Consider the following 22,551-nt stretch of genomic DNA (forward strand, 5'->3'; position numbering starts at 1 on the left):
GCGAAAAATCGACGTCTACAGGTCGGACACGAGGCGTCGAGCCGGCGGAGCGGAGCGACGCCCAGAAGCTCACGCCGTCGGACACCTACTTCTGCTGCTCGGTGATCGTGGTCGCGGTCACCGAGCTGTCGCCGGCCGTGGCGCCCGCGACCGTGACGGTGTCGCCCTCGGCGAGGTCACTGAGCGCGCCGTCCGTGGCGAGCTGGACTGTGGTGCCGTCCGAGGTCTTCACGGTGATGGTCCGGCCGTCCGAGGTCACGATGTAGACCGTGGTGCCGTTGACCAGCTTGACCGTGCCCTCGGTGGTGGCGGCGCTCGTCTCGGTCGTACCCGCGGCGGGCTGTTGTTGCTGCTCTTGACCTTGACCTTGACCGCCGGTGCCCGTGAAGCCCTGCCGCCCGCCGTAACCGCCCGCACCGCCCGTCCCTCCAGGAAAACCGCTCCCCGGCCCGGACGTCGCCGTCGTGCCCCAGCGCTGCTGGATCTGGGCGCCGGCCACCAGGCCACCGGTCAGCAGCAGCGCACCGGCGAGATAGATCGTCCACTTGTTCCAGTAGCGCTTCGGCGCGGCCGCGGCCAGCTCCGCCGCGAGACCGTCCTCGGGGACCCGGTCCAGCACCACCGTGTCGCCGCTGTCGGCCGTACCCCGGTGCTTTGATCGTGTGAAGGCCATCTCAGGTTCCTATTCGTAGCGGAGGGCGTCGATCGGGCGGAGGCTCGCGGCCCGGCTCGCCGGGTAGCCGCCGAAGAACAGGCCGATCGCCACCGAGACGCCGAGCGCCAGCACGACCGAGCTGGGCACGATGACCGGCTGGACGCCGACGATCTCGAACCGGGCGCCGAGCACCGCGATCAGCACGCCCAGGCCGCCGCCGGTCAGGCTCAGGATCGTGGCCTCGGCCAGGAACTGGGTCAGGATCACCCGGCGGGGCGCGCCGAGCGCCTTGCGGATGCCGATCTCCCGGGTCCGCTCGGTGACCGTGACCAGCATGATGTTCGTGATGCCGATGCCGCCGACCAGCAGCGAGATGCCCGCGACGGCGCCGAGCAGCACGGTGAACGTGTCCGCGGTCTCGGTCTGCGTCTCCAGCAGCTGGGAGGCGTTCTGGATCCGGTACGGCGCGGTGCCGCCGTCCTCGACCTTGAGCCGCTGGTCGAGGATCGTGGCGATCTCGTTCTGCGCCGCGGTGACCCGGTCCGCCGCGGTCGCCTCGACCACGATCGAGCTGAGCGAGCCGTAACCGGCCAGCGTCTGCTGGACCGCGGTGAGCGGCGCGATCGCGAGGTCGTTCGAGTCCTGCACGCCGGACGAGGACTTCTCGGCCAGCACTCCTACCACGGTGAACAGCGCGCCGCCGACCGTGACCTGCTTGCCGACCGGGTCGACGCCCTCGAACAGCTCCTCCGCCACGGTCTGGCCGATCACGGTCACCCGGCGGCCCTGCGCGACGTCCGCGTCCGTGAAGGCAACCCCGCGATCCATCCGGTACGACTGCGCGCCCAGATAACTCGTGCCGGTGCCGATGAACTGGCTGATCTCGTGGTCGGTGCCGTCGTACGTGAGCGTGCCGGACGCGCTGACCACCGGCGACACCGACTTCACGTCCGGCGCCAGCGTCGGGTCCTTCAGCGCGTCCGCGATCTCCGTGGTCAGCGACGTGTTCGTGGTGCCGCCGCGGTTCGTGCTCATCACCGTGATCGTGTTCGTGCCGAGCGCGGAGATCTGGCTGGTGATCGCCTGCGCGGAGCCGTTGCCGACCGCGACCAGCAGGATCACGGCCGCCACACCGATCAGGATGCCGAGCATGGTGAGCGCGGAGCGGAGCTTGTTCGCGCTCACGCCCTTCACCGCGAACTTGAGGATCTCCCAGAAGCTCATCGCTTGTTTCTCTCGTCGGAGCGGACCTGGCCGTCGAAGAGGCGGATCAGTCGCTTCGCCCGCGCGCCCACCTCGGCCTCGTGCGTGATCAGCACGATCGTGCGGTTCTGCGCGTTCAGGTCGTCGAAGATCTTCAGCACGTCCTCCGTGGACCGGCTGTCCAGGTTTCCGGTCGGCTCGTCCGCCAGCAGCAGCGCCGGCTCGGTGACCAGCGCGCGGGCCACCGCGACGCGCTGCTGCTGGCCGCCGGAGAGCTGGTTCGGCTCGTGGCCCGCCCGGTCCGCCAGGCCCACCATGTCCAGCGAGGCCAGCGCGCGCTTGCGCCGCTCGGCCGGTTTGACGCCGGCGTAGGCGAGCGGCAGCTCCACGTTCGCCAGCGCGGTGGTGCGCGGGATCAGGTTGAACGACTGGAAGATGAAGCCGATCAGCCTGTTCCGGACCAGCGCGAGCTGCTTGTCGGAGAGCCGGCTGACGTCCACGCCGTCCAGCAGGTAGCGGCCGGTGGACGGGATGTCCAGGCAGCCCAGGATGTTCATCAGCGTGGACTTGCCGGAACCGGACGAGCCCATGATCGCCACGTAGTCGCCGCGGTCCACGGTCAGCGAGACGCCGGCCAGCGCGTGCACGGTGGCCTCGCCCTCGCCGTACACCTTGCGGACCTGCTGCACCTCGAGTGCGGGCTTCGTTTCCGTCATCCTGTTCATCACCGCGGTCGTCATCGGCCACCGCCGCCGCGCGTGCCGCCGCCACCGGTGAAGCCGCCGCCACCGGGGCCGCCACCGCCGGTAAGACCGCCACCACCCGGGAAGCCTCCGCCGCCTTGCTGGGAGCTGCTGCTGCTCTCCTCGATCGTGTAGAGCACCTGGTCACCGGCGGCCAGACCGGAGGTGATCTCGGTCATCGTGTCGCCCTCCAGGCCGACCTCCACCGTGGTCGCCACCTGCTGGCCGTCGACGACCTTGGTGACGGTGTGCCCGCGCCCGCTGGACGTGACCGCGGCCGAGTTGACCATCACGACGTTCTCCGCGGTGCCGGTGGTGACCGCGACGGACACGGTCTGGCCGGACTTCGCGCCGGCCGGGACCTCGTCGAGCGTGAGCGTGGCGCCGTACGTGACGGACTCGCCGCTGCCGCCGCCCGAGCTGGAGCTGTTCGGGTCGATCGAGGCGACCTTCGCGGTGGCGGTGGTGCCGGTGAGCGCGTTCCAGGTGACGGTCGCGGTCTGGCCCTCCTCCAGCTTGGTCGCGTCCGCCTCCGCGAACGAGGCGGTGATCTGCAGCTTGCTCAGATCCGCGATCTCGATGAACGCGGACGAGGAACTGTCGCTCTGACCGCCTTGGTTCTGGGAGCCGCTGGACGATGAACCGCTCGCCGTACCCCCGACGCTGCCGTTGATCGTGATGACGGTGCCGTCCATGGTCGCGGTGAGCGTGGCGCCGGAGACCGCGTCCTCCGCCTCCTCGACCGCGAGCTCGGCCTGCGTCACCTGCGTCTCCGCGGACGTGGTGTCGCTGTCCTCCTCCTCGGCACGGGACAGCGCGTCCTGCGCGGCCGTCAGATCGGCCTTGGCCGCGGTCAGGTTCCGGTTCGCCGCGGTCGGATCGACCTTCGCGAGCACCTGGCCCTTCTTGACCGCGTCGCCGACCTTGACGCTGATCTCGGTGACCGTGCCGGAGGTGCCGAAGCTCGCGCTCGCCGTGGTCGCACTGGACACGGATCCGTCCGCGCTGACCGAGGACGTCACCGTGCCCTGCTGCACGGTGAGCGTCCGCGTGGTGCCGGTGTTCGTGCTCGCCTCGCTGCGCGCGGGCTGGGCGAAAGAAAGGTAGGCCCACACGCCGACACCCACGATTGCCAGGCCGAGGCCGCTGTTGACAATCCAGGAGGGGCGGCGAGCGAAGAAGGGTCGTCGCACAGACATGCGCGTAGCGTCGCCGCCCCCACTCGACGCAGCCCCAGGACAACCTCGGAGCCGACTGAGAAGCTTTTGTCGGGCCGTTTCCGTCACTGACCGTACGCTCAGCGGGCGGATACCGGCCCCGCCGTCACGCTCCGTTCCGAGCGATCCCGGCACCGATAGCGAGACCTCAATAAACGCCGGTGGGGTGTGGCAAACTCGACCGGTGAGCGCCGTGACGGCCGTGCCGGGAGGCGCGCTCCGGGACGACTACGAGGGTCGGGCGGGGCGCGGTGAGGGGCGCGTGCCGGTGCTCACCGGGCGGCCGGAACCGCGCGGTCACCGGCGGCCGTCGGACAGTCCGGTGCGGCAGGCCGCGGCCGGCTGGGCGATCGCGTTCGGCGTGCTCGGGCTCGGCTACCGGCTGCTGCTGGTGCGCGGCGAGGTGCCGCCCGGCGACGGCGCGGAGGCAGCCGCCGGCCTGGCCGCGCTGCGCATCGCACAGGGGCAGGAGCTGCCGCTCTTCCTGGACAGCGCACGATTCATGGGCTCGTTGCAGGCGTTCCTGGCCGCGCCGTTCGTGCGCGTGCTCGGCACGGATTGGTGGTCGGTGCGGCTGCCCGCGCTGATCTGCTTCGCCGGCTTCCTCCTCGCGGCGTACATGCTGCTCCGCCGCCTCTACACCCCCTGGTTCGCGGCGCTGTCGGTCGGGCTGTTCGCGCTCGGCTCGGACCGGGTGATCCGCGACGAGGTGACCGGCGCCGGGGCGTACCCGGAAATGCTCTTCGCCGTGGCCCTTCTGACGCTGCTCACCGTGCGCCTGGCCGGGGCCGAGCTCAAACATCCCGGCCTCGGCCTGTTCGGCTGGGGCATACTCGCCGGGCTCATGATCTGGACCCATCTGTGGGTGCTGCCGTTCGTCGGCGCCGCCGCCGTCATGCTGCTGCTCAGCTTCAGGCGCGCGCTCGTCTGGCTGATCGTCGCCACCGGCACGCTGGTCGGCGTGGTGCCGCTGATCGCCTACGCCGTGCTGGGCTCACCGCGCAACCCGCTCCAGCTGATCGTGCTGGCCAGCGGCAACCTGATCCAGATGCCGCTGGCGGACCGCGCCACCGGCACGCTCTTCACCGCGATCCCGCTCAGCACCGGCCTGTGCGCGCCCGGCGAGTGCGTGGCCTGGCAGGCGTGGTGGGGTCCGGCATATCTCGCGCTGCTGCTGATCGCGCTGATCTCCGCGATCCGCGGCCTGGGCAACGCCCCGGTCGGCGCCGTCCCACGCCAGGCCGGCCGCCTCGTGCTGATCATCGGCGCCGCCGTCACCCTCGGGGGCTTCCTCGCCACCGGCGACTCCGCGCTCACCCCCGAGATCAGCGCGAAAAACCTGCACTACACGCTGATCGCACTGCCCGCCGTCCTGTGGCCGCTGTGGCGCGCCGCCGCCCGCCTCTGGGGCCGCCGCGCCCGTACCGCGTTCGCCGCGTTCACCGGTCTGACCGGGTCTGTGGTGCTCGCCGCCGTACTCGCGCTGGCCGTCGCCGCCACCGCCACGCTCATCCTGAACGCCCCCGGCCTCTCCGCCTCCGCCGACGACGACCGGGAACTGGTCGCCGCGCTCGACGCGACCGGCGCCACCCGCATCTACTCCGACCGCGACACCTGCGACCGGGTCATCTTCATCACCGGTGAGCGGGTCATCTGCGCCGTCATCGACGCCCGCCTCAACCAGCGCGGCGACCGCTTCCCCGCCTACAGCGCCGTCGTCCGTGCCGCCCCGAACCCCGCCTACGTGCTGCTGGCCGGCTCCGACACGGACACCACCTTCGCCGCCTTCCTGGACCGCACCACCCGCATCTTCGACATCACGCCGGCCGGCGGCTACCTGATCTACCAGGAAGACCTCTAGCCGCGCGCGCATGAACCTCAAGATCAAAAACTTTGAAGATCATTTTCCCGTTTCCGGCGTGGTCCGGCCCGCATGCTCCCGCGGGCAAACCTCGGGGCGGGCAAAGACTCCGCTGGCGCTCCGCTTTGCCCGCCCCTGTCGGAGCCGGTTCGCGCGGGTCGGCCCAAGGCCGCGATTCACGCCGCCGCCCGCTTGAGGCGGCGCGGCTCACGATCAGACCCGCTGTGGCCAGCCTGACCGATGCACAGGTCCCCAGCCGAGCCGGATGCGCGCCCGCCGATCGTTGTTGCGCTCACTGCTCTTTCCGGTGGCTTGAAAGAGCAGTGAGCGCAACAACGATCTCCCCCATGACACCTGCCGCGCAGGCATCCATCGATACCCGCCAGGGCGCTACTGAGCCTTTGGTATCTGAGCGGGGCTACTGCGGCCCGCCACGACCGTTATTTACCGAAATTTCGGGCGCGGAGCGCCCGACAGCGAAAGCGACCGAACCTCCGGCGTCAGGGCGCCCCTGCCGCGACCACGAGCGCTACCACCAAACCCCTACTGCTCAGCCGGCAGCAACACCCGAAACGTAGCCCCCTGTCCCGGCGACGTCAGCAGCTCCACTCGCCCCCCATGGCTCTGCACAATCGCCGCCACAATGGACAACCCCAGCCCAGACCCCCCGGCATGCGACTTCCCCCGCGCACGGCTGGACTCCACCCGATAGAGCCGCTCGAAGACCCGCTCCGCATGTTCCCGCGGAATCCCCGGCCCCGTATCACTCACCTCAAGCACCGCATACGCCGCCTGATCCGCGTCCCGCACCGGCGCCATCACCGGATGCTGCCGACGCGACGGCAACGACGGCGGCAACACGCGCGGCGGGCTCCACCGCCCCACCCGGATGGTGATCCGCGCTTCCGGCGGCGTGTGTACCAGCGCATTGTTGACCAGGTTCGTCGCCACCTGCCGCAGCCGGTGCTCATCGCCGAGCACCGTCACCGGCTCGAACTCGCCGTCGTCCGGCCCGAACGCGTCCAGCCGCACCGGCCGATCGGGCACCCGCGCATGTGCGTCCCGGATCGTGTCGGCCGCGATCTGCAGCACGTCCACCGGCTTGCGCTGGAGCGGCCGCTGCTCGTCCAGTTTCGCGAGCAGCAGCAGGTCTTCGACCAGCAGCCCCATCCGCGCCGATTCCGCCTCGATCCGGGACATCGTCTCGTCCAGCGCCGGTCCGGGCGGCGCCCCGCCGCGACGGTAGAGCTCCGCGAATCCGCGGATCGAGGTCAGCGGCGTGCGCAGCTCATGGCCGGCGTCCGCGACGAACTGCCGGAGCCGGGCTTCGGAGGCGGTACGCGCCTGGATCTCCGACTCGATGCGGGCCAGCATGGAGTTGAGCGCGATCCCGAGCCGCCCGGATTCGGTGTGCGGGTCGGCGTCGTCGGCCCGGTGGGACAGGTCCCCGGCCGTGATCTTGGCGGCCATCGACTCCATCCGGGTGAGCGGGTGCAGGCCGAGCCGGACGACGACGGCGGCGACCAGGCCGAGCAGCAGGAGGACGACCAGCTCCACGGCCAGGTTGATCATCAGCAGGCCGTCCGCGGTGTTGTCGATGTCCTCCAGCGAGGCGCCCTTGAGCACCAGCAGCCGGCTGCCGTCCCGGGTCTCGGCGATCTTGGATTCCTGCACCGCGATCCGCCACGAGGTGCCGTCGGACAGCCGCACGGTGGACGGCTCCGGCTTTCCCAGCTGCGCGAGCACGTCCGACGTCTCGATCTGCGCGTCGCCGGTCTGCCGGTCCGTGCAGAGCAGCGTGCCGTCCGTCTCGTAGACGTTGAAGATCTGTGCCGGGCCGGCGAACCCGCCCTGCCAGCCGTTGCCCCGCTGCGGCGCGCCGCCGGGCCCGCCGGAGCCGAACGGCTCGTCGTCGGACGACATGTTGCAGACCCGGTTGATGGCCATGGGATCGTCGCCGCGGGCGATCCGGTCGTCCAGCTGGCCGGTCAGGTAGCTGCGCAGCAGCCACACGCCGGCGAGGTTCGCGAGCAGGAGCGCCACCGCGGTCAGCGATGCGATCACCAGCACGAGCCGGGACCGCAGCGTCCAGTGCCGCCACCGGCGGAGGCGCCAGAAGCCCTGAGCGGGTGGCGGCAGGCTCACTCCTCGGCGCCCCGGGGGAGCCGGAGCGCGTAGCCGACGCCGCGGACCGTGTGGATCAGCGGCGGCTCCCAGCGGTCGATCTTCTTGCGCAGGTAGTACACGTAGGACTCGACGATCCGGCCGTCGCCGCCGAAGTCGTAGCTCCACACCCGGTCCAGGATCTGCGCCTTGCTGACCACGCGGCCCGCGTTGACCAGCAGGTAGCGGAGCAGGTTGAACTCGGTCGGGGACAGCTCGACCAGTTTGCCGCCGCGGCGGACCTCGTGCGCGTCCTCGTTGAGCTCCAGGTCGGCGTACCGCAGCAGGCCGTTGTCCTCGGCCTCGTCGGAGTCGCCGCGGCTGCGGCGCAGGATCGCGCGGATCCGCAGCACGACCTCCTCCAGGCTGAACGGCTTGGTCACGTAGTCGTCCGCGCCGACGGTGAGGCCGGAGATCCGGTCCTCGACCGCGTCGCGCGCGGTCAGGAACAGCACCGGGACCGGGCGGTTGCCGGCGCGCAGCCGCTGGGCGACCTGGAAGCCGTCCAGGTCGGGCAGCATCACGTCGAGGACGACCAGGTCGGGCTCGAACTCGGTGGCGGCGGTCAGCGCCTCGTGGCCGCCGTTCGCGACCCTGACCTCAAAGTTGATCAGCCGGAGCGTGGCCGAGAGCAGTGCGCAGATGTTCGGCTCGTCGTCGACCACGAGCACCTTCGTGGTCCGTGCTTCCGGTTGCCGCACCGTGTTGCCTCCTGCCGTCAAAGCCCGATTGTCCGCTTGTTCACGGCAGCTCACCGAAAGATCGGGGTTACCGGGACACCGGCTCCCACTTGTATCCACGTCGCCTCGGAGGGATCTCGGAGAAAACTGAAGAAAACCTTAAGTTCCCAGTTGGGGTACGACGTCAGCCCGCGACCACGGTCTCGCCGGCCGCGACGCCGGAGGTGATCTCCGCGTACGCGTCCCCGACCAGCCCGACCCGCACGGTCCGCTGCTCGTCCACGCCGTTCGCCCGCACGGTCACCACGCCGTTGCCGCCGTTCACGTCCCGCACCGCGGACGCGGGCACCCGCAGCACGCCCGCCACCGCCGAGATCGTGACCGTGGCCTGGGCGTTCTGGCCCACGAGCAGATCCTCCGGCACGGTGTCGAACGAGATCAGCGCGCCGTACGTGACCATGCTGTCCGTGGCGGTGCCGACCGGGTCGACCTGGGTGACCGTGGCCGCGAACGTCTCGCCGGGCCGGTCCGCGAGCGTGACGGAGGCGATCTGGCCGACCTCGAGCCGGCCCGCGTCCGCCTCCGGGAAGCTCGCCTGGACCTCCATGCCGCCGACGTCGCCGAGCGAGACGAACGTGCTGCCGGAGCTGACCTTGGTGCCGATGCCACCGGCCACGGAGAGGATCTTCCCGCCGATCGGCGCCTTGAGCACGGCGCCGGCCAGCGCGTCCTCGGCCTCCTCCAGCGCCTTCTTCGCGCTGGTCACCTTCGTCTCCGCGTTGTAGACGGCGTCGCCGCCGCCGGACCGGCTGCCGGTGCCGCCGGTCCCGCCACTGCCGCCGGTCGACCCGCAGGAGTCGCCGGTCGACCCGCCACCCGTGGAGCCGTTGGAGCCGCCGTTCGACCCGCCGCCGGTGGAGGGGCCGGTCGACCCGCCGCCGGACGGGGAACGCGTCGGCGTGGGGCCGGTGCTCGGCGACTGTGACGGGGACGCGGACGGCGAGGCCGAGGGGGACTCGGAGGGCGAGGCGGTCACCGTCACGTAGACCGTGACCGTCTCGGTCACCGTGACCGTGACGGTCGGCGCCGGGTCACCGCCGGCCGGAGCCGAGGGCGACGGTGTCGGCGTGGTCCCGATGGTGGCGTAGGAGTACACCGCTCCCCCGCCGGTGTCCGCCACGCAGCTGGTATCCGTAGAAGACGTAGAAGACGACGAGGCCGTGGAGAGCGCCTCCTGCGCGGACGCCAGTTCCTCCGTGGCCTTGTCCACCTTCTCCTGCGCGTCCGCCTTGTCCACCTCGGCGAGCACGTCGCCGGCCTTCACCACGTCGCCGGTCCGTACGTTGACCGCGGTGACCGTGCTGGACGTGCCGAAACTGAGGCTGCGCGTCTGGGCCGGCGCCAGCGTGCCGGTGGCCGCGACCGCGAGCGTCACGTCGCCGGTCTCCACCGCGACCAGCGACGTCCTCGCCGTGGACTCCTCGTCGCGCGCGGTGAGCGCGTACGCGGTGGACGCACCCGCCACCACGACCGCCGCAGCGGCCACGCCGACCGCGACCCGCATCCGTCGACCCCGCAGCACCACGCTCACACCCCATCCGGTCGTTGCCCGACCGGCGAAGTCTCGCCACCCCGCCTCGCAGCCGACTCGGTCCCGGCTGGGAGCGACCTCAGAGCCGTGCCGCGCACCACGACCGGGGCGTCCCCGATGTCGTCAGAACAACATGAGGGACGCCCCGATCACGGGTTTCGGGTGAGCGCGGGTTCGTCCTCGATGAATCTGGGGGCGGCGATCGCCAGGCCCGCGACCGCCTGCAGCAGCGCCATGCCGACCAGGAACAGCATCGGGACGGTCCAGCCGCCGGTCAGGCCGTAGAAGTAGCCGACCAGCAGCGGGCCGAGCGCGGCGAACAGGTAGCCGATGCTCTGCGCGAACGCGGACAGCGCGACGGTCCCCTCGGCCGTGCGGGCGCGCAGGCCGAGCACGGTCAGCGCCAGCGGGAACGAGCTCTGGCCGATCGAGAGCACGACCACCCAGAGGTACGCCCCGGCGTGCGGCGCGAAGATCATGCCGAGGTAGGAGAGCATCATCATCCCGGACAGCGCCAGGATCAGGCCGTGCAGGTTCTTCAGGCGGGCCGAGAGCGACGGCATGATCAGGCCCATCGGCACGCCGACCACGGACAGCACCGCGAGCAGCACGCCGGCGTTCTCCGGTGAGTAGCCGGCATCGCGGAACAGCGTGGGCAGCCAGCCCATCGCGGCATATCCGCTGAGCGACTGCGCGCCGAAGAAGATCGCCATGGCCCAGCCGAGGCGGGTGACCTCCGGTCGTACCCTCGCGGCGGCCTTTGATCTCGTGACGGCGACGACGGTGGAGCGGCGCAGCGCGGCGGGCAGCCACAGCGGGATCGCGGCCAGCGCGAGGATCGCCCAGACGCCCAGCCCGGCCCGCCAGGAGCCGAACGCGTGCGCGATCGGCACCGCCGTGGCCGCGCCGACCGTGGCGCCGATGGACATCGAGACGGAGTAGGCGCCGGTGATCAGCCCGGTCCGCTCCGGGAAGTTCTGCTTGACCAGCATCGGCATCAGCACGTTGCCGATCGCGATGCCGGAGAGCGCGAGCGCGCCGGTGACCACGAAGACCGCGGCGGAGTCGGTGGCGACGCGCAGCGCCTGGCCGGCCACCAGCGCGACCATGGCGCCGACCAGCACGCGCGGCGCGGCGAAGCGGCGGACCAGCACCGGCGTGAACGCGCCGAACACGGCGAACGCGATGGTCGGCATCGTGGTGACCACGCCGGCCATCAGGCCGGAGAGGTGCAGACCCTCCCGCACCTCGGTGAGCAGGGAGCCGACACTGGTGATGGACACGCGCAGGTTGAGCGCGACCAGCAGCATGGCGGCCAGAACGAGGAGGGTGCCGCGGCCGCGTCTACCCGCGGGGGCGACGGCGACGGCGGGTTCCAGCACCATGGGAGAGGTCGACACGCGCCCATCCTAAATTCATGGGATGAATTTGGGCAGGCTTTCGGAGGAGTGTGTAAGGAATGACATACCGGCTGGTGGAGCGGGTCATCGAGGAGCTGCGCGAGAAGGTCACGTCCGGCGAGTGGCCGGTCGGCGGGCGCATCCCCACCGAGCCGCAGCTGGTGGAGGCGCTCGGCGTCGGCCGCAACACGATCCGCGAGGCGGTCAAGGCGCTGGTGCACGCGGGCGTGCTGGAGAGCCGGCAGGGCTCCGGCACGTACGTGATGTCCAGCGACGAGCTGGCCGGCGTGGTCGGGCGGCGGATGGCGGACGCGGAGTTCGACGAGGTCGTGGAGGTGCGGCGCGCGTTCGAGGTGGAGGCGGCCCGGCTCGCCGCGGCCCGCCGCACGCCCGCGGACGTGGCGGAGCTGGAGCGCGTGCTGGCCCGGCGGGAGGCGGCCTGGGCGGCCGGGCGGCTGCACGAGTTCGTCGAGGCGGACGTGGCACTGCACACCGCGATCCTGGGCGCCGCGCACAACGGCATGCTGGCCGAGCTGTACGCGTCGTTCCGCAACGCGATGCGGGCCACGGTGGCACGGTCGTTCCAGGACGACGGGATGACCGCGGAGAGTTACGTCGACCACGGCCGGCTGGTCGCGGCCATCCGTGCGGGGGACGCGGAACTGGCCGCCAAGGAGGCCGGGGCATATCTCGAATAGCCGTTCGGCCAATGGGGCAATACGGTGAGATCCCACCCCCATCACATTCTCGGAGTACCGGATGCTCAAGGGCTTCAAAGACTTCATCATGCGCGGCAACGTGATCGAGCTCGCGGTCGGCGTGGTGATCGGCACCGCGTTCACCGCGGTGGTCACCGCGTTCACCAAGTCGTTCCTCGAACCGCTGATCAAGTGGGTCACCGGCGGCAGCGGTGACCTGGCGGGCGAGTACTCGCCGGCCACCGGCGTGGTCTTCACCTACGCCGCGTTCATCAACGCCGCGATCACGTTCCTGCTGACCGCCGCGGTCGTCTACTTCCTGATCGTCTACCCGATGAACAAGCTCGCCGAGCGGCGCAAGCGCGGCCTGGAGCCGGAGCCGGCGGCGCCGAGCGACGAGGTGCGCCTGCTCACCGAGATCCGCGACCTGCTGCAGTCCGGCGGCGGAAGCCCGGCGAACCGGGCCGCGATCGACGAGCAGATCCGTCGCGAGCACTTCCCGCCGCGCCAGGGCTGAGCCTTCTGGAAGATCACACTGGAAAGATCACACACCCTATCGAACACATGTTCGATAGGGTGTGTCGCTATGGAACAGCGAAAGCACTGGTGGAACGGCAAATGGGGGCGGATCGCCCGCAAGGACGTCTTCCTCCGGGTCAACGGGGACACCTGGCACGTCGAGGCGCGCGCGGGCGGTGCCGAGGGAGTGTCGCAGTTCTCCGAGCACGACAGCGAGGACGCGGCGCTGGAGATCGTCCGGGCGATGCTCACCGGCCCCGGCAACTGGCGTGAACTCTCCACCAGCGGCTGAGCCAGAATTGGCGGCGATGCGCGCGCTGATCGTCGACAACCACGACTCGTACACGTACAACCTCTTCCAACTCGTCGCCGGCGTGACCGGCGACGAGCCGGACGTGGTCCGCAACGACGAACCCCTCCCCGACCTGGCCGGATACGACTGGGCGGTCATCTCACCCGGCCCCGGCCACCCGGGTCGCGAGGCGGACTTCGGCACGTCCGCACGACTCCTGGCCGGCCGCGGCCTGCCCGTGCTCGGCGTCTGCCTCGGCCACCAGGGCATCGCGCTCGCCGCGGGCGCCACGGTCGCCCGCGCACCGCAGCCCCGGCACGGCCACCTCACGCGCGTCCGGCACGCCGGCACCGACCTGTTCGCCGGGCTGCCGCAGGACTTCGTCGCGGTCCGCTACCACTCGCTGGCCGTGCCGGAACCGCTGCCGCCGCGCCTGATCGCGACCGCCTGGGCCGAGGACGGCGTGGTCATGGGCCTGCGGCACGCGACCCGGCCGTGGTGGGGCGTGCAGTTCCACCCGGAGTCGATCGCGTCCGCGCACGGCGAGGAGATCATCCGCAACTTCCTGCGGCTCAACGGCCTGCTCCGGCCGCGCCGGTCACCGGTTCCGCCGGCATCTTCCGTGCCGCGGTCACCCGATCAGGAAAATCCCGCCACGGTACGGGTAGAGCACCTGCCCGATCCGGAGGAGCTCTTCGCCCGGTTGTGCGGGGAGGTCACGCCCGCGTTCTGGCTGGACAGCAGCATGGTCGCGGACGGCCTGTCCCGCTTCTCCTTCCTCGGCACGTCCCGCGAGACGCTGTCCTACCGGGCGGGCGACGGCGTGGTCCGGGTGACGACGCTGCCGGCGGACGTGCCTTCCGGCGGACCGTCTTCCGCGGCGCCGCCGGGAGGCGAGGCGTCGCACCCGCCCGCCGAGGCGGCGCACGCCTCCGGCGCGGCACGGATTCCGGGACTTCCGCGGGCTTCCGGCGCGGTGCGGGTCTCGGAGGAGCATGGGTCGATCTTCGACGTGTTGCGGGCGCGGATCGCGGCGCGGCCGGTCGCGCGCCGGGAGGACCTGCCGTTCGACTTCCGCGGCGGTTACGTCGGATATTTCGGCTATGAGCTGAAAAATGATGCCGGGCCGGGCGCGCACGCGGCGCGTACCCCCGATGCATTGTGGGCTTTTGTGGACAGATTCGTGGTGCTGGACCATGTGGAGCGGTGCGCGTGGGCGGTGGCGCTGCCGTCGTCCGGCGACGCGGAGGCGTGGACGGCCGAGACCGCGGCGCTGATCTCGTCGATCCCGGCCGAGGTGAAACGGGACGTCGCACCGCCGCCGCGCATCGACCCGGCGCCGCTGCTCCGCAAGAGCCGCGAACGGTACATGGCGGACGTCTCGGCAGCGCAGGAGCGGTTGCGGGCCGGCGAGAGCTACGAGATCTGCCTGACCGACCGGCTCACCGTGCCGGACCCGGACGTCTCCGATCTCGACCTCTACCGGCGGCTGCGGCGCGCGAACCCGGCACCCTACGCGGCGCTGCTGCGGCTCGGCGAGGTGAGCGTGCTGAGCTCGTCGCCGGAACGGTTCCTGCGCGTGCTGCCGGACCGCACCGCGGAGAGCAAGCCGATCAAGGGCACCGCGCCGCGCTCCCCTGACCCGGTCCGCGACGAGGAGCTCCGTGCCGGGCTCGCCGACGACGCGAAGACCCGCGCGGAGAACCTGATGATCGTCGACCTGGTCCGCAACGACCTCAGCCAGGTGTGCGAGGTCGGGTCCGTGCGCGTGCCCGCGTTCATGGCCACGGAGTCGTACGCGACCGTGCACCAGCTGGTCTCCACGGTCCGCGGCCGGCTGCGCGACGCCGCGACCGCGGTCGACGCGGTCCGCGCCTGCTTCCCCGGCGGCTCGATGACCGGCGCGCCGAAGGAACGCACCATGCGGATCATCGACGAGCTGGAGGCCGGTCCGCGCGGCGTCTACTCCGGCGCGCTCGGCTACCTCGGCCTCGGCGGCACGGCCGACCTCAGCATCGTGATCCGCACCGTGGTCCGGCACGACGGCACGCTGAGCATCGGGGCCGGCGGCGCGATCGTGCTCGACTCCGACCCGGCGGCCGAGTACGCGGAGATGCTGCTCAAGGCCACCACCACACTCAGCCCAGTTTCTTCACCTGGAACACCTTGAGCACGCCCTTGTCGTCGATCATCGCGCCGAGGTCGCCGGCGAACGCGACCTTCTTCGGCATCTCGGAGCTGAAATCGGCCGCGTTGGTGACCTTGCCGGTCGCGATGTCCCCGACCTGCACCGCCCAGCCGGACGAGGTGGCCGCGTAGGCGACGCCGAGCACCTTGCCGTCCCGGATCGCGTAGATGTTGGCGTCGCCGAGCGAGGCGACCTCCTTGCCGTCGAAGGCGAGCAGCTTCGCGTTCTGCATGGTGTCGAAGAACTGGGCTCCCCAGATCAGGCCCTTCGGTGTGACGTACCAGGCGTCGTCGTCGCTGAACTCGGACTTCTGCACCCACACCTGCTTACCGTTCGTGGTGTCGATCGCGACCGTGCGGTAGTCGTCGTTCGAGCTGTCCACGGCCACGCAGACCACGTGCTCGCCGCAGGGCTTGATGTTCTCCACGGTCTCGCCGGCCGCCAGCGGGAACTTCCACTTCTGCGCGAAGTCGCTCAGGCTGTAGCCGGCGACCGTGGGCAGGCCCGCGGCCTCCGCGTTGAGCAGCCCGACCACCTGGTTGTCGAACGCGGTCCAGAACTCGTCCTCGATCGGCACCCCGTTCGGCCCGGACTGGCTCTTGGTCTGGCCGGTGGCCACGTCGACCACCTGGATCCGCAGATCGTCGGTGAGCTGGACCATCGACTCCGGCGACGCGGTGAACGAGTCGAAGAGCCGGTACTCGGTCGGCTCCAGCATGCCCGCGTTCTTCGCCGGGCCGCCGTCGCCGGTCCAGACGCGCACCGGCTCGGCGCGGTGATCGTCGATCGGCAGCGAGGCGTCGATGTTGTTCCGCTTCCAGCGGTCCTTGCCGGTCTTCAGGTCGACCCGGTACAGCTTGTAGTCCTCGAAGCCGATGCCCTTGTACTCGATCACCGCGTCCGAGCCGAAGAACGCGATCGGCGTCGACCACACGGTGCCGACGTCCCAGAGCATGGTGCCGTCGGCGCGGCTCAGGATCGCGCGCGTGTCCTGCCGGTCCTTCGTCGTCGCCTGGTCGACGTCCAGCACCAGCAGCTCGTCCAGCACGATCAGGTTGATGTCCGAGCCGGCGATCGCCACGGACTTCTTCCACTGCTGCGCGTTGTCCGCCGCGTTCATCGCGATGACCTCGGTGTTCGCGCCGATCACCTGGGCGTAGTAGACGGTGGGGCCGGCGACCGCGACCGCCTTCGCGCCGCCGCCGAGCGTGATCGGCTGGCCGATCCGCACCAGCTCGCCGTCGGCCTTGACACCGCCACCGCTGCTGCCGCTGCCCAGGATGTCACCCACCCGGCTGGGGTCGTCGATGCCGGTGGAGATGTCCTTCTGCAGGTCCGTCCACCAACCGCCGATCGCCTTCACGCTGTAATTTCCGCAGGTCGCGATCGTGGCGACCAGCACGCCGACGGTGATCAGCGCGACGACGCGACGACGGGTGCGCTTCTTGGCGTCCTTCGGGGCGGCGGCATTCGGCGCCTGCCACGGCGGCGCCTGGCCCGCGGGTATGCCGCCGGGGTACTGACCCGGATACGGAGGCTGGCCCGGGAACGGCTGCGGGTTCTGGCCCTGGCCGCCCGGGGGTGAGACCGGCACGCCCGAGACCGGCATGCCGGACGCCGGCTGTCCTGACACCGGCATTCCCGACGTGGGTACGCCGGGGACCGGCCCGCCCGACGTCGGCTGACCCGGGTATCCCGGCTGGTAACCGGTCGGCGGCGAGGTCGGCACCGCCGAGACGGGCGCGGCCGCGATCGGGCCGAGCCGCTCGTTGGCCAGCGCGCCGTACGCCACCGGGAGCTCCGGCTGCTCCGGCACGGACGGGACTACGCCCAGCCGCGCGTGCAGCCGGCTCGCCACCAGCGGGATCCGGCTCGAACCGCCGACCAGCAGCACGCCGTTGAGCTGTGCTGACGCGATGCCGGACCGCTCCAGCACGCGCCGCGTCTCGTCCACCGCGCGCGCGACCAGCGGGCCCGCGACGCGCTCCACCTCGTCGCGCGTCAGGTGGACCGGCTCCTCCCAGCCCGGCACGCGCACCGGCGCGCTGGTCTGCCGGGACAGCATCTCCTTGGCCGCGCGGACCTCGCCCCAGAACGCCTGCCGGTCGCGCCGCTCCGCCGCGGTCGAGGGCGCGGTCAGCCGCCGCCACACCGACGCGTCCCGCGCCGCGATCATGTGGCCCAGGTGGCCGACCAGTGCGTCGTCCACGTCCAGGCCGCCGAGGTCGTCGAGACCGCCGGTGGCGGCGACCCGCCAGCCGCCCTGCTCCCGGCGCACCACGGTCACGTCCAGCGTGCCGCCGCCGAAGTCGAAGACCACGACCGCGCCGCCGATCGGGACCTGCTGGCCGACGACCTGCGTGCAGTACGTCGCGGCGGCCACCGGCTCGTCGAGCAGCCGGACCTCGCCCAGGCCCGCGCGCCGGGCCGCGTCCGCCAGCACCGCGCGCCGGGGTGCGCCCCAGTCGGCCGGGCAGGTCAGCACCGCGCCGGCCGGGTCCACGCCGGCGGTGCGTGCCTCCTCCGCGACCCGGACCAGGATCGCGCGCAGCAGGTCGGCGACGCCGGTCTCCGCGCTGCCGAGCAGCACCGAGCCCTCGTCGACGCGTCGTTTGGGGTGCGGCTCGAACCGCTCCGGGTCGCCCGCGCCGAGCCGGGCCGCGTCCCGGCCGGTGTGCACGACGCCGTCGGCCGCCAGGAAGACCCCGGACGGCAGGATGGGTGAGCCGTCGAACAGCAGCGCGCGTGGTTGCTGTCCCACTCGCTCGACCACCGCCACCGTGTGAGTGGTTCCCAGGTCGACGGCCAGGCGAGCCGGTCCGGTCACTGCTATCTCTCCCCACCGGGCGATTGCCACACCCGGAGCCGGATGCTACCTACCACCTGCGACATCCCTCGACACGCGGACGCCCGATTTCCACGGTCCGAACGGCCATACCGGTTGATTCGCACTCACCAATACAACGCAATAACCCGAAATTCCCGGCAAATCGCCCATTTGGCTGCGGCCGCGATCCATCGATGCCCACCGCGCGACTTTGCTCTGCTTACCTACCGGGAAGCGGCGTGATGTGCGGCGCTTCGGGCCGATATGCGGCCTGGCAAGCAGAGCGGGTGAGCAGAGCCGAGCCGACGCGAAACGCAGCCCGGCGGTCGCGCCGAGACGGCACGGTCACGCGCGGGCAAGGCGAGACCCACAAACAGGTAAGCAGAGCAAAGGGCCAGCCCAGAGGGGGTACGCCCGGAAAGGTTCTGATCTTTCGGAACCACCCACGGACCCGGCAGGGAGGAGCGCCAGCGACGACCGGTGCCCGCGGGAGCATGCGGAAGGTGACCACGCCGGAAGCGGGAAATGGCTTTAAGAAGCGATCTTCGCTCGGTCGACCCGGAAGCGGGAGACCACGTCGTCCGCGGGGAGCGGCCGGTCGAAGTAGTAGCCCTGGGCGTAGCGGTAGCCCAGCGCGTGCAGGCGGGCGGCCTGGTCCGCGGTCTCGACGCCCTCCGCGACCGCGTGCAGGTTGAGACCGGCGGTGATCTGGATGAGCGCGGTGACGATGACGGCCTGCTGGCCGGTGCCGGTGATACCGGCGACGAACGACTTGTCGACCTTGATGATGTCGACCGGGCAGGTGGTGAGCAGGCTCAACGATGAGTGCCCGGTGCCGAAGTCGTCCAGCGCGACCTTGAAGCCGAGTCCGCGCAGCGTGCGCAGGCTCTCCACGGCGGGGCCGCCGTCGAAGACCGCGGTCTCGGTGATCTCCAGCGTGATGCGGTCGGGCGGGACGCCGTATTCGGCGAGGATCGCGGTGACCAGCTCGGGGAAGCCGGGCGCGCGCAGCTGCCGGGCCGAGACGTTCACGTTGACCTCGATGTCGGTCTGGTCCGCGGCCTGCCAGGACACGATCTGCCGGCAGACCTCGCGCAGCGCCCACTCGCCCAGCGTGTCGATGGTGCCGCTGCGTTCCGCGATCGCGATGAAGCGGTCCGGCGGGACCATGCCGTCGGTCGGGTGCCGCCAGCGCATCAGTGCCTCGACGCGGACGGTACGGCCGGAGGGCAGCTCGACGACCGGCTGGTAGAGCAGGTGGAGCTGGTGGCGTTCGATCGCCTGGCGCAGGTCGGCGGCGAGCCGGGCCTCCTCGGCCGCGATCTGGTCCATGTCAGGGTGGTAGCGGACGAAGACCGCGTTCTGCGCCTTGGCCACGTACATGGCGACGTCGGCGCGCCGCAGCACGTCCGCGCCGGTGGCCGCGTTGCCGTTGTCGGCCAGGCCGATGCCGGCGCTGACCTCGAGCTGGTGGCCCTCGATCACCACCGGTCGCTGCACGCGCGACGCGATCTCGGCGCACCTCTCGCCGGCCGAGGCCGCGTCGAGGCCGGGCATGAGCACGGCGAACTCGTCGCCGCCGAGCCGCGCCACGGTGTCCTCGGTGCGCACGGCGTGCAGCAGGCGCTCCGCGACGATCTCCAGCAGCCGGTCGCCGGCCGCGTGCCCGAGCCAGTCGTTGACGGCCTTGAAGTCGTTCAGGTCGATGAGCAGCACGGCGAACCGTTCGCCCGCGGCGGTGGCCTGGTCGACACGCTCGGCGAGCAGCGCGCGGTTGGCCAGGTTGGTGAGCGCGTCGTGGGAGGCCTGGTGGGCGAGCTGGGTCTGCGCGGTGTCCAGGTCGTCCCAGGCGCTGCGCAGCGCCGCGAGGTTCGCGTCGACGGTGGCGAGCAGGCGCGCGTTCTCCCGGAGCACTGTCAGCTGGCGCACCATGACCAGCGTGGTGAGCAGCACGACCGCGACCGCGACGACGATCGGCTCGGCGGGGCCGCCGAGCCGATCCTGGATGAGCAGCACACCGGCGGTGACCACGGCGGCGTAGGGGACCAGGCTGACCTTGACCCGGCCGGAGGCGGGTTCGGCGCGCTCCCGTCCGGCGCGGCGCTGCCGGTCGGCCGCGAGGATCACGAACAGATAGGCGATGGGTACGGCGAGCATGCCGCCGTTCAGGTAGGGCCGGGTGGCGAAGACCGGGCTGAGCACGGCCGTGGCCGAGCCGACGCCCATGCCGAGCGCGAGCAGGTGCAGCGCGTGCCGGTCGACGCCGCCGGTGCCGGTGAGCGCGACCTTGACGAACGCGATGAGCGCCACCGCCGCGACCGCGACCGTGGCGAGCACCGCGAAGTCGGAACCGGTCGAGGAGCGCCAGCTCTCCACGTGCCGGAGGGAGAAGTGCCAGGCGAAGAGCGAGACGGCGACCACGATGACGCCGGCGTCGAGCGCGAACCGCAACTGCTCACCGGCGGTACGGGCCCGGCTGGGCAGCTGGAAGAGGCCCCAGTACGCGGCGACCAGCCCGGCCACGAGGATCACCGCGGTCAGCGGACTGGTCAGCGCGTCGCGGTAGAGCCAGTCGTAGCACATGCTGACCGAGCCGACGAAGACGAACGCGCTGGCCGCGGCGATCGCGGCCCAGAAGCGGCGTACCGCGGTCCCGGTGCCGGGGACCCGGGCGGCGGCGCGGCACTCGTACGCGGCGAGCAGGCCCAGCACCGGCAGCGGCGCCCAGCCCATCAGCGGCATGGGCCACTCGTACCACAGGCCGATCACGCACCACGCGGACGCGGCCACGGCGAGCACGATCGCGGCGACGATCTGCGGCGTCGGCCGGAACGGGCGCGCGACGGCACCTGTCCCCACGCTCACGTACCACCTCCGCTGCCGGCTCGCCGGGCATCGCCGTGGAGACCCGCATGGGTCCCATCGGCATCGGGGCGGCTAGTTAAGGACTTCGAGCCGGTAGACCATGGCCCGCCGGAGACGTGACTCCTCGATGGCGGGCGGGACGGGGACCTCGTAGGCCGCGATCTCCTGGAAGAGCCGTTCCGGGAGGAATCCGCGCCGGGCGTCGCCGACCAGCACCAGTGCGCCGGACCGGGCCGCGCGGCGCAGGAACGCCCGCGCCCGGCCGGCGACCGCCTCGGTGTAGAACAGGTCGCCAGCCAGCACCACGTCGTATGCGTCGGCCGCGGCGTGCGCGTCCGGGTCGAGCAGGTCCAGGCGGGCGACGCCGATCGTGACGTCGTTCGCCGCCGCGTTGAGCCGGGCCGCGTCCAGCGCGTCCGGGTCGACGTCGACGGCCGTGGCCGCTGCCGCGCCCGCGCGTGCGGCCGCGACCGCGACCAGCCCGGACCCGGCGGCCAGATCCAGCACGCGCCGGCCGGCGACCAGGTCCGGGTGGTCGAGCACGTAGCGGGCGAGTCCCTGACCGCCGGCCCAGGCGAACGCCCAGAACGGCGGCGGGCTGTCGCTGGAGTACTCACCGCCGCTGTGCGACCAGAGACCGACTCCGGGGCCGGCCTGGTAGAGCCGGAGCTCCGGCAGGAACGGCAGGTCGGCGAGGCGAGCGTGCGCGGTGACTTTCTGCGACATCGCCGCATTGTGCCGGAGCCGGTGTCTCTCAGAGCATCCGGCGTGCGGTGGAGAAGCCGTACATCTTCGAGACCACGACACCCGACCTGGGCGTGGCCGCGTGCACGATCTTCCCGTCGCCCACGTAGATGCTGACGTGCCCGGACTGGGGCAGCACCACGTCGCCGGGCCTCAGGTCGGCGCGGCGCACCTTCTTGCCCTTGCGGGCGATGGCGTGGCTGGAGTGCGGCAGCTTCACGCCGGCCTTGCGGTACGCGACCGAGACCAGGCCGGAGCAGTCGTACGAGCCGGGTCCGGCCGCGTTGGCGCGGTACGGCTTGCCGACCTGGTTCAGCGCGTAGTCCAGCACCTGGCCGAGCTCGCCGGTGGCGCGGACGCGCGTCCTGGCCTTCACCTGCTTGCGGGTCTTGTGGGTCTTGTACGACTCCCGGACCTTGCGCTTCTTGTGTGCCTTCCGCACCACGCGGTCGACGCGCTCCTCCGAGATCCGGGCCTGCGGCACCGCGACGCGGTGCGTGGTGGCGCGGTGCCTGTTCACCGTGACGACGCGCCGGGTCAGGCTCGGCCGGGCCTTCTGCACGGTCTTGCGGACGCTGCGTCCGGCCGTGCGCTCCAGCTTCCGGCGGACGGTGCGGACCTCGCCGGCCGGCTTCGCTCCGGTGTGGACGGTGGCGTGGATGCCGGTGCGCAGGCCGTCCAGCTGGATCGGACGGTCGGCCGGCGTGGTGCCGGCCGCCGCCGCGGTCGCGGGCATTGCGGCCCGTTCACTGGCGGAAGAGTCGTTGGCGGGCCCGGCAGCGGCGATTCCGGCGACCGTGATCGCCAGAACGCCGGTCAGTGCCCGGCGGGCAGTGGGGACGTGCGTGATGCCTCCAATGTTGGCCCGGGGCACTCTCGCGCATCCCCGGCAACCGGTGGCCTGA

The 22,551-nt window shown here is 71.5% G+C and carries 17 protein-coding genes; 5 read left to right on the forward strand and 12 right to left on the reverse strand.

What is annotated here, in order from left to right; translation table 11 throughout:
- Positions 1–85: 85 nt before the first annotated feature.
- The 4 genes from OP04_RS10295 to OP04_RS10310 are packed head-to-tail and all read right to left on the reverse strand — an operon-like array spanning position 86 to position 3,800.
- A complete protein-coding gene (locus OP04_RS10295) occupies positions 86–673 on the reverse strand; it encodes a hypothetical protein (RefSeq protein ID WP_051797401.1) in 588 nt (195 codons plus the stop codon).
- A gap of 9 nt (positions 674–682) precedes the next feature.
- Positions 683–1,879 (reverse strand): ABC transporter permease, encoded by a 1,197-nt coding sequence (locus OP04_RS10300; protein ID WP_033339299.1) that lies wholly within the window; start codon positions 1,877–1,879, stop codon positions 683–685.
- A complete protein-coding gene (locus OP04_RS10305) occupies positions 1,876–2,574 on the reverse strand; it encodes an ABC transporter ATP-binding protein (RefSeq protein ID WP_085066363.1) in 699 nt (232 codons plus the stop codon). The genes OP04_RS10300 and OP04_RS10305 overlap by 4 nt, the downstream gene beginning before the upstream one ends.
- Positions 2,575–2,594: 20 nt before the next feature.
- Entirely contained in the window at positions 2,595–3,800 is a 1,206-nt protein-coding gene (locus OP04_RS10310) for an efflux RND transporter periplasmic adaptor subunit (protein WP_033339301.1), read from the reverse strand.
- Positions 3,801–4,002: 202 nt separating this feature from the next.
- On the opposite strand from OP04_RS10310, the gene OP04_RS10315 reads away from it, so the two are divergent.
- The gene (locus OP04_RS10315) at positions 4,003–5,679 is read left to right on the forward strand and encodes an ArnT family glycosyltransferase (RefSeq protein WP_051797403.1); all 1,677 of its coding nucleotides are present in this window, start codon (positions 4,003–4,005) and stop codon (positions 5,677–5,679) included.
- A 543-nt stretch (positions 5,680–6,222) separates the two neighbouring features.
- On the opposite strand, the gene OP04_RS10320 is transcribed toward OP04_RS10315, so the two are convergent.
- The 4 genes from OP04_RS10320 to OP04_RS10335 all read right to left on the reverse strand — a co-directional run bounded on the left by OP04_RS10320 (position 6,223) and on the right by OP04_RS10335 (position 11,498).
- The gene (locus tag OP04_RS10320) at positions 6,223–7,824 is read right to left on the reverse strand and encodes a sensor histidine kinase (RefSeq protein ID WP_232323529.1); all 1,602 of its coding nucleotides are present in this window, start codon (positions 7,822–7,824) and stop codon (positions 6,223–6,225) included.
- Entirely contained in the window at positions 7,821–8,543 is a 723-nt protein-coding gene (locus tag OP04_RS10325) for a response regulator transcription factor (protein WP_033339302.1), read from the reverse strand. The genes OP04_RS10320 and OP04_RS10325 overlap by 4 nt, the downstream gene beginning before the upstream one ends.
- Positions 8,544–8,706: 163 nt before the next feature.
- The gene (locus tag OP04_RS10330) at positions 8,707–10,107 is read right to left on the reverse strand and encodes an efflux RND transporter periplasmic adaptor subunit (protein ID WP_232323530.1); all 1,401 of its coding nucleotides are present in this window, start codon (positions 10,105–10,107) and stop codon (positions 8,707–8,709) included.
- A 155-nt stretch (positions 10,108–10,262) separates the two neighbouring features.
- On the reverse strand, positions 10,263–11,498 hold the full coding sequence (locus OP04_RS10335) for a CynX/NimT family MFS transporter (protein WP_051797408.1): 1,236 nt from the start codon (positions 11,496–11,498) through the stop codon (positions 10,263–10,265).
- Positions 11,499–11,572: 74 nt separating this feature from the next.
- On the opposite strand from OP04_RS10335, the gene OP04_RS10340 reads away from it, so the two are divergent.
- The 4 genes from OP04_RS10340 to pabB all read left to right on the forward strand — a co-directional run bounded on the left by OP04_RS10340 (position 11,573) and on the right by pabB (position 15,192).
- The gene (locus OP04_RS10340) at positions 11,573–12,211 is read left to right on the forward strand and encodes a FadR/GntR family transcriptional regulator (RefSeq protein WP_033339305.1); all 639 of its coding nucleotides are present in this window, start codon (positions 11,573–11,575) and stop codon (positions 12,209–12,211) included.
- A 61-nt stretch (positions 12,212–12,272) separates the two neighbouring features.
- Positions 12,273–12,728, forward strand: coding sequence for a large conductance mechanosensitive channel protein MscL (mscL, locus tag OP04_RS10345; protein ID WP_033339306.1), 456 nt, complete (start codon positions 12,273–12,275; stop codon positions 12,726–12,728).
- Between the two features lie 69 nt (positions 12,729–12,797).
- Positions 12,798–13,022: a hypothetical protein gene (locus OP04_RS10350; RefSeq protein ID WP_033339307.1), complete on the forward strand. Its 225-nt coding sequence runs from the start codon at positions 12,798–12,800 to the stop codon at positions 13,020–13,022.
- 16 nt (positions 13,023–13,038) lie between these two features.
- Complete coding sequence (pabB, locus tag OP04_RS10355) at positions 13,039–15,192, forward strand: aminodeoxychorismate synthase component I (RefSeq protein ID WP_033339308.1); 2,154 nt, start codon at positions 13,039–13,041, stop codon at positions 15,190–15,192.
- On the opposite strand, the gene OP04_RS49450 is transcribed toward pabB, so the two are convergent.
- The 4 genes from OP04_RS49450 to OP04_RS49455 all read right to left on the reverse strand — a co-directional run bounded on the left by OP04_RS49450 (position 15,161) and on the right by OP04_RS49455 (position 22,382).
- Positions 15,161–18,037, reverse strand: coding sequence for an Hsp70 family protein (locus OP04_RS49450; RefSeq protein WP_198153783.1), 2,877 nt, complete (start codon positions 18,035–18,037; stop codon positions 15,161–15,163). The genes pabB and OP04_RS49450 overlap by 32 nt on opposite strands.
- 531 nt (positions 18,038–18,568) lie before the next feature.
- A complete protein-coding gene (locus tag OP04_RS10365; RefSeq protein WP_051797412.1) occupies positions 18,569–20,902 on the reverse strand; it encodes a putative bifunctional diguanylate cyclase/phosphodiesterase in 2,334 nt (777 codons plus the stop codon).
- Positions 20,903–20,974: 72 nt separating this feature from the next.
- A complete protein-coding gene (locus OP04_RS10370; protein WP_033339309.1) occupies positions 20,975–21,628 on the reverse strand; it encodes a class I SAM-dependent methyltransferase in 654 nt (217 codons plus the stop codon).
- Between the two features lie 28 nt (positions 21,629–21,656).
- Complete coding sequence (locus tag OP04_RS49455; protein WP_051797414.1) at positions 21,657–22,382, reverse strand: C40 family peptidase; 726 nt, start codon at positions 22,380–22,382, stop codon at positions 21,657–21,659.
- Between the last annotated feature and the right edge of the window lie 169 nt (positions 22,383–22,551).

The organism is Catenuloplanes japonicus (assembly GCF_000717135.1).
Taxonomy (GTDB): Bacteria; Actinomycetota; Actinomycetes; order Mycobacteriales; family Micromonosporaceae; genus Catenuloplanes; species Catenuloplanes japonicus.

What these genes read in the sequence shown, in the direction of transcription:
- OP04_RS10370 (WP_033339309.1), bottom strand. Translation starts at nt 21,628, where the DNA reads ATGTCGCAGAAAGTCACCGCGCACGCTCGCCTCGCCGACCTGCCGTTC.
- OP04_RS10350 (WP_033339307.1), top strand. Translation starts at nt 12,798, where the DNA reads ATGGAACAGCGAAAGCACTGGTGGAACGGCAAATGGGGGCGGATCGCC.
- OP04_RS10335 (WP_051797408.1), bottom strand. Translation starts at nt 11,498, where the DNA reads ATGGTGCTGGAACCCGCCGTCGCCGTCGCCCCCGCGGGTAGACGCGGC.
- OP04_RS10340 (WP_033339305.1), top strand. Translation starts at nt 11,573, where the DNA reads ATGACATACCGGCTGGTGGAGCGGGTCATCGAGGAGCTGCGCGAGAAG.
- OP04_RS10300 (WP_033339299.1), bottom strand. Translation starts at nt 1,879, where the DNA reads ATGAGCTTCTGGGAGATCCTCAAGTTCGCGGTGAAGGGCGTGAGCGCG.
- OP04_RS10310 (WP_033339301.1), bottom strand. Translation starts at nt 3,800, where the DNA reads ATGTCTGTGCGACGACCCTTCTTCGCTCGCCGCCCCTCCTGGATTGTC.
- pabB (WP_033339308.1), top strand. Translation starts at nt 13,039, where the DNA reads ATGCGCGCGCTGATCGTCGACAACCACGACTCGTACACGTACAACCTC.
- mscL (WP_033339306.1), top strand. Translation starts at nt 12,273, where the DNA reads ATGCTCAAGGGCTTCAAAGACTTCATCATGCGCGGCAACGTGATCGAG.
- OP04_RS10305 (WP_085066363.1), bottom strand. Translation starts at nt 2,574, where the DNA reads ATGACGGAAACGAAGCCCGCACTCGAGGTGCAGCAGGTCCGCAAGGTG.
- OP04_RS49455 (WP_051797414.1), bottom strand. Translation starts at nt 22,382, where the DNA reads ATGCCCGCGACCGCGGCGGCGGCCGGCACCACGCCGGCCGACCGTCCG.
- OP04_RS10295 (WP_051797401.1), bottom strand. Translation starts at nt 673, where the DNA reads ATGGCCTTCACACGATCAAAGCACCGGGGTACGGCCGACAGCGGCGAC.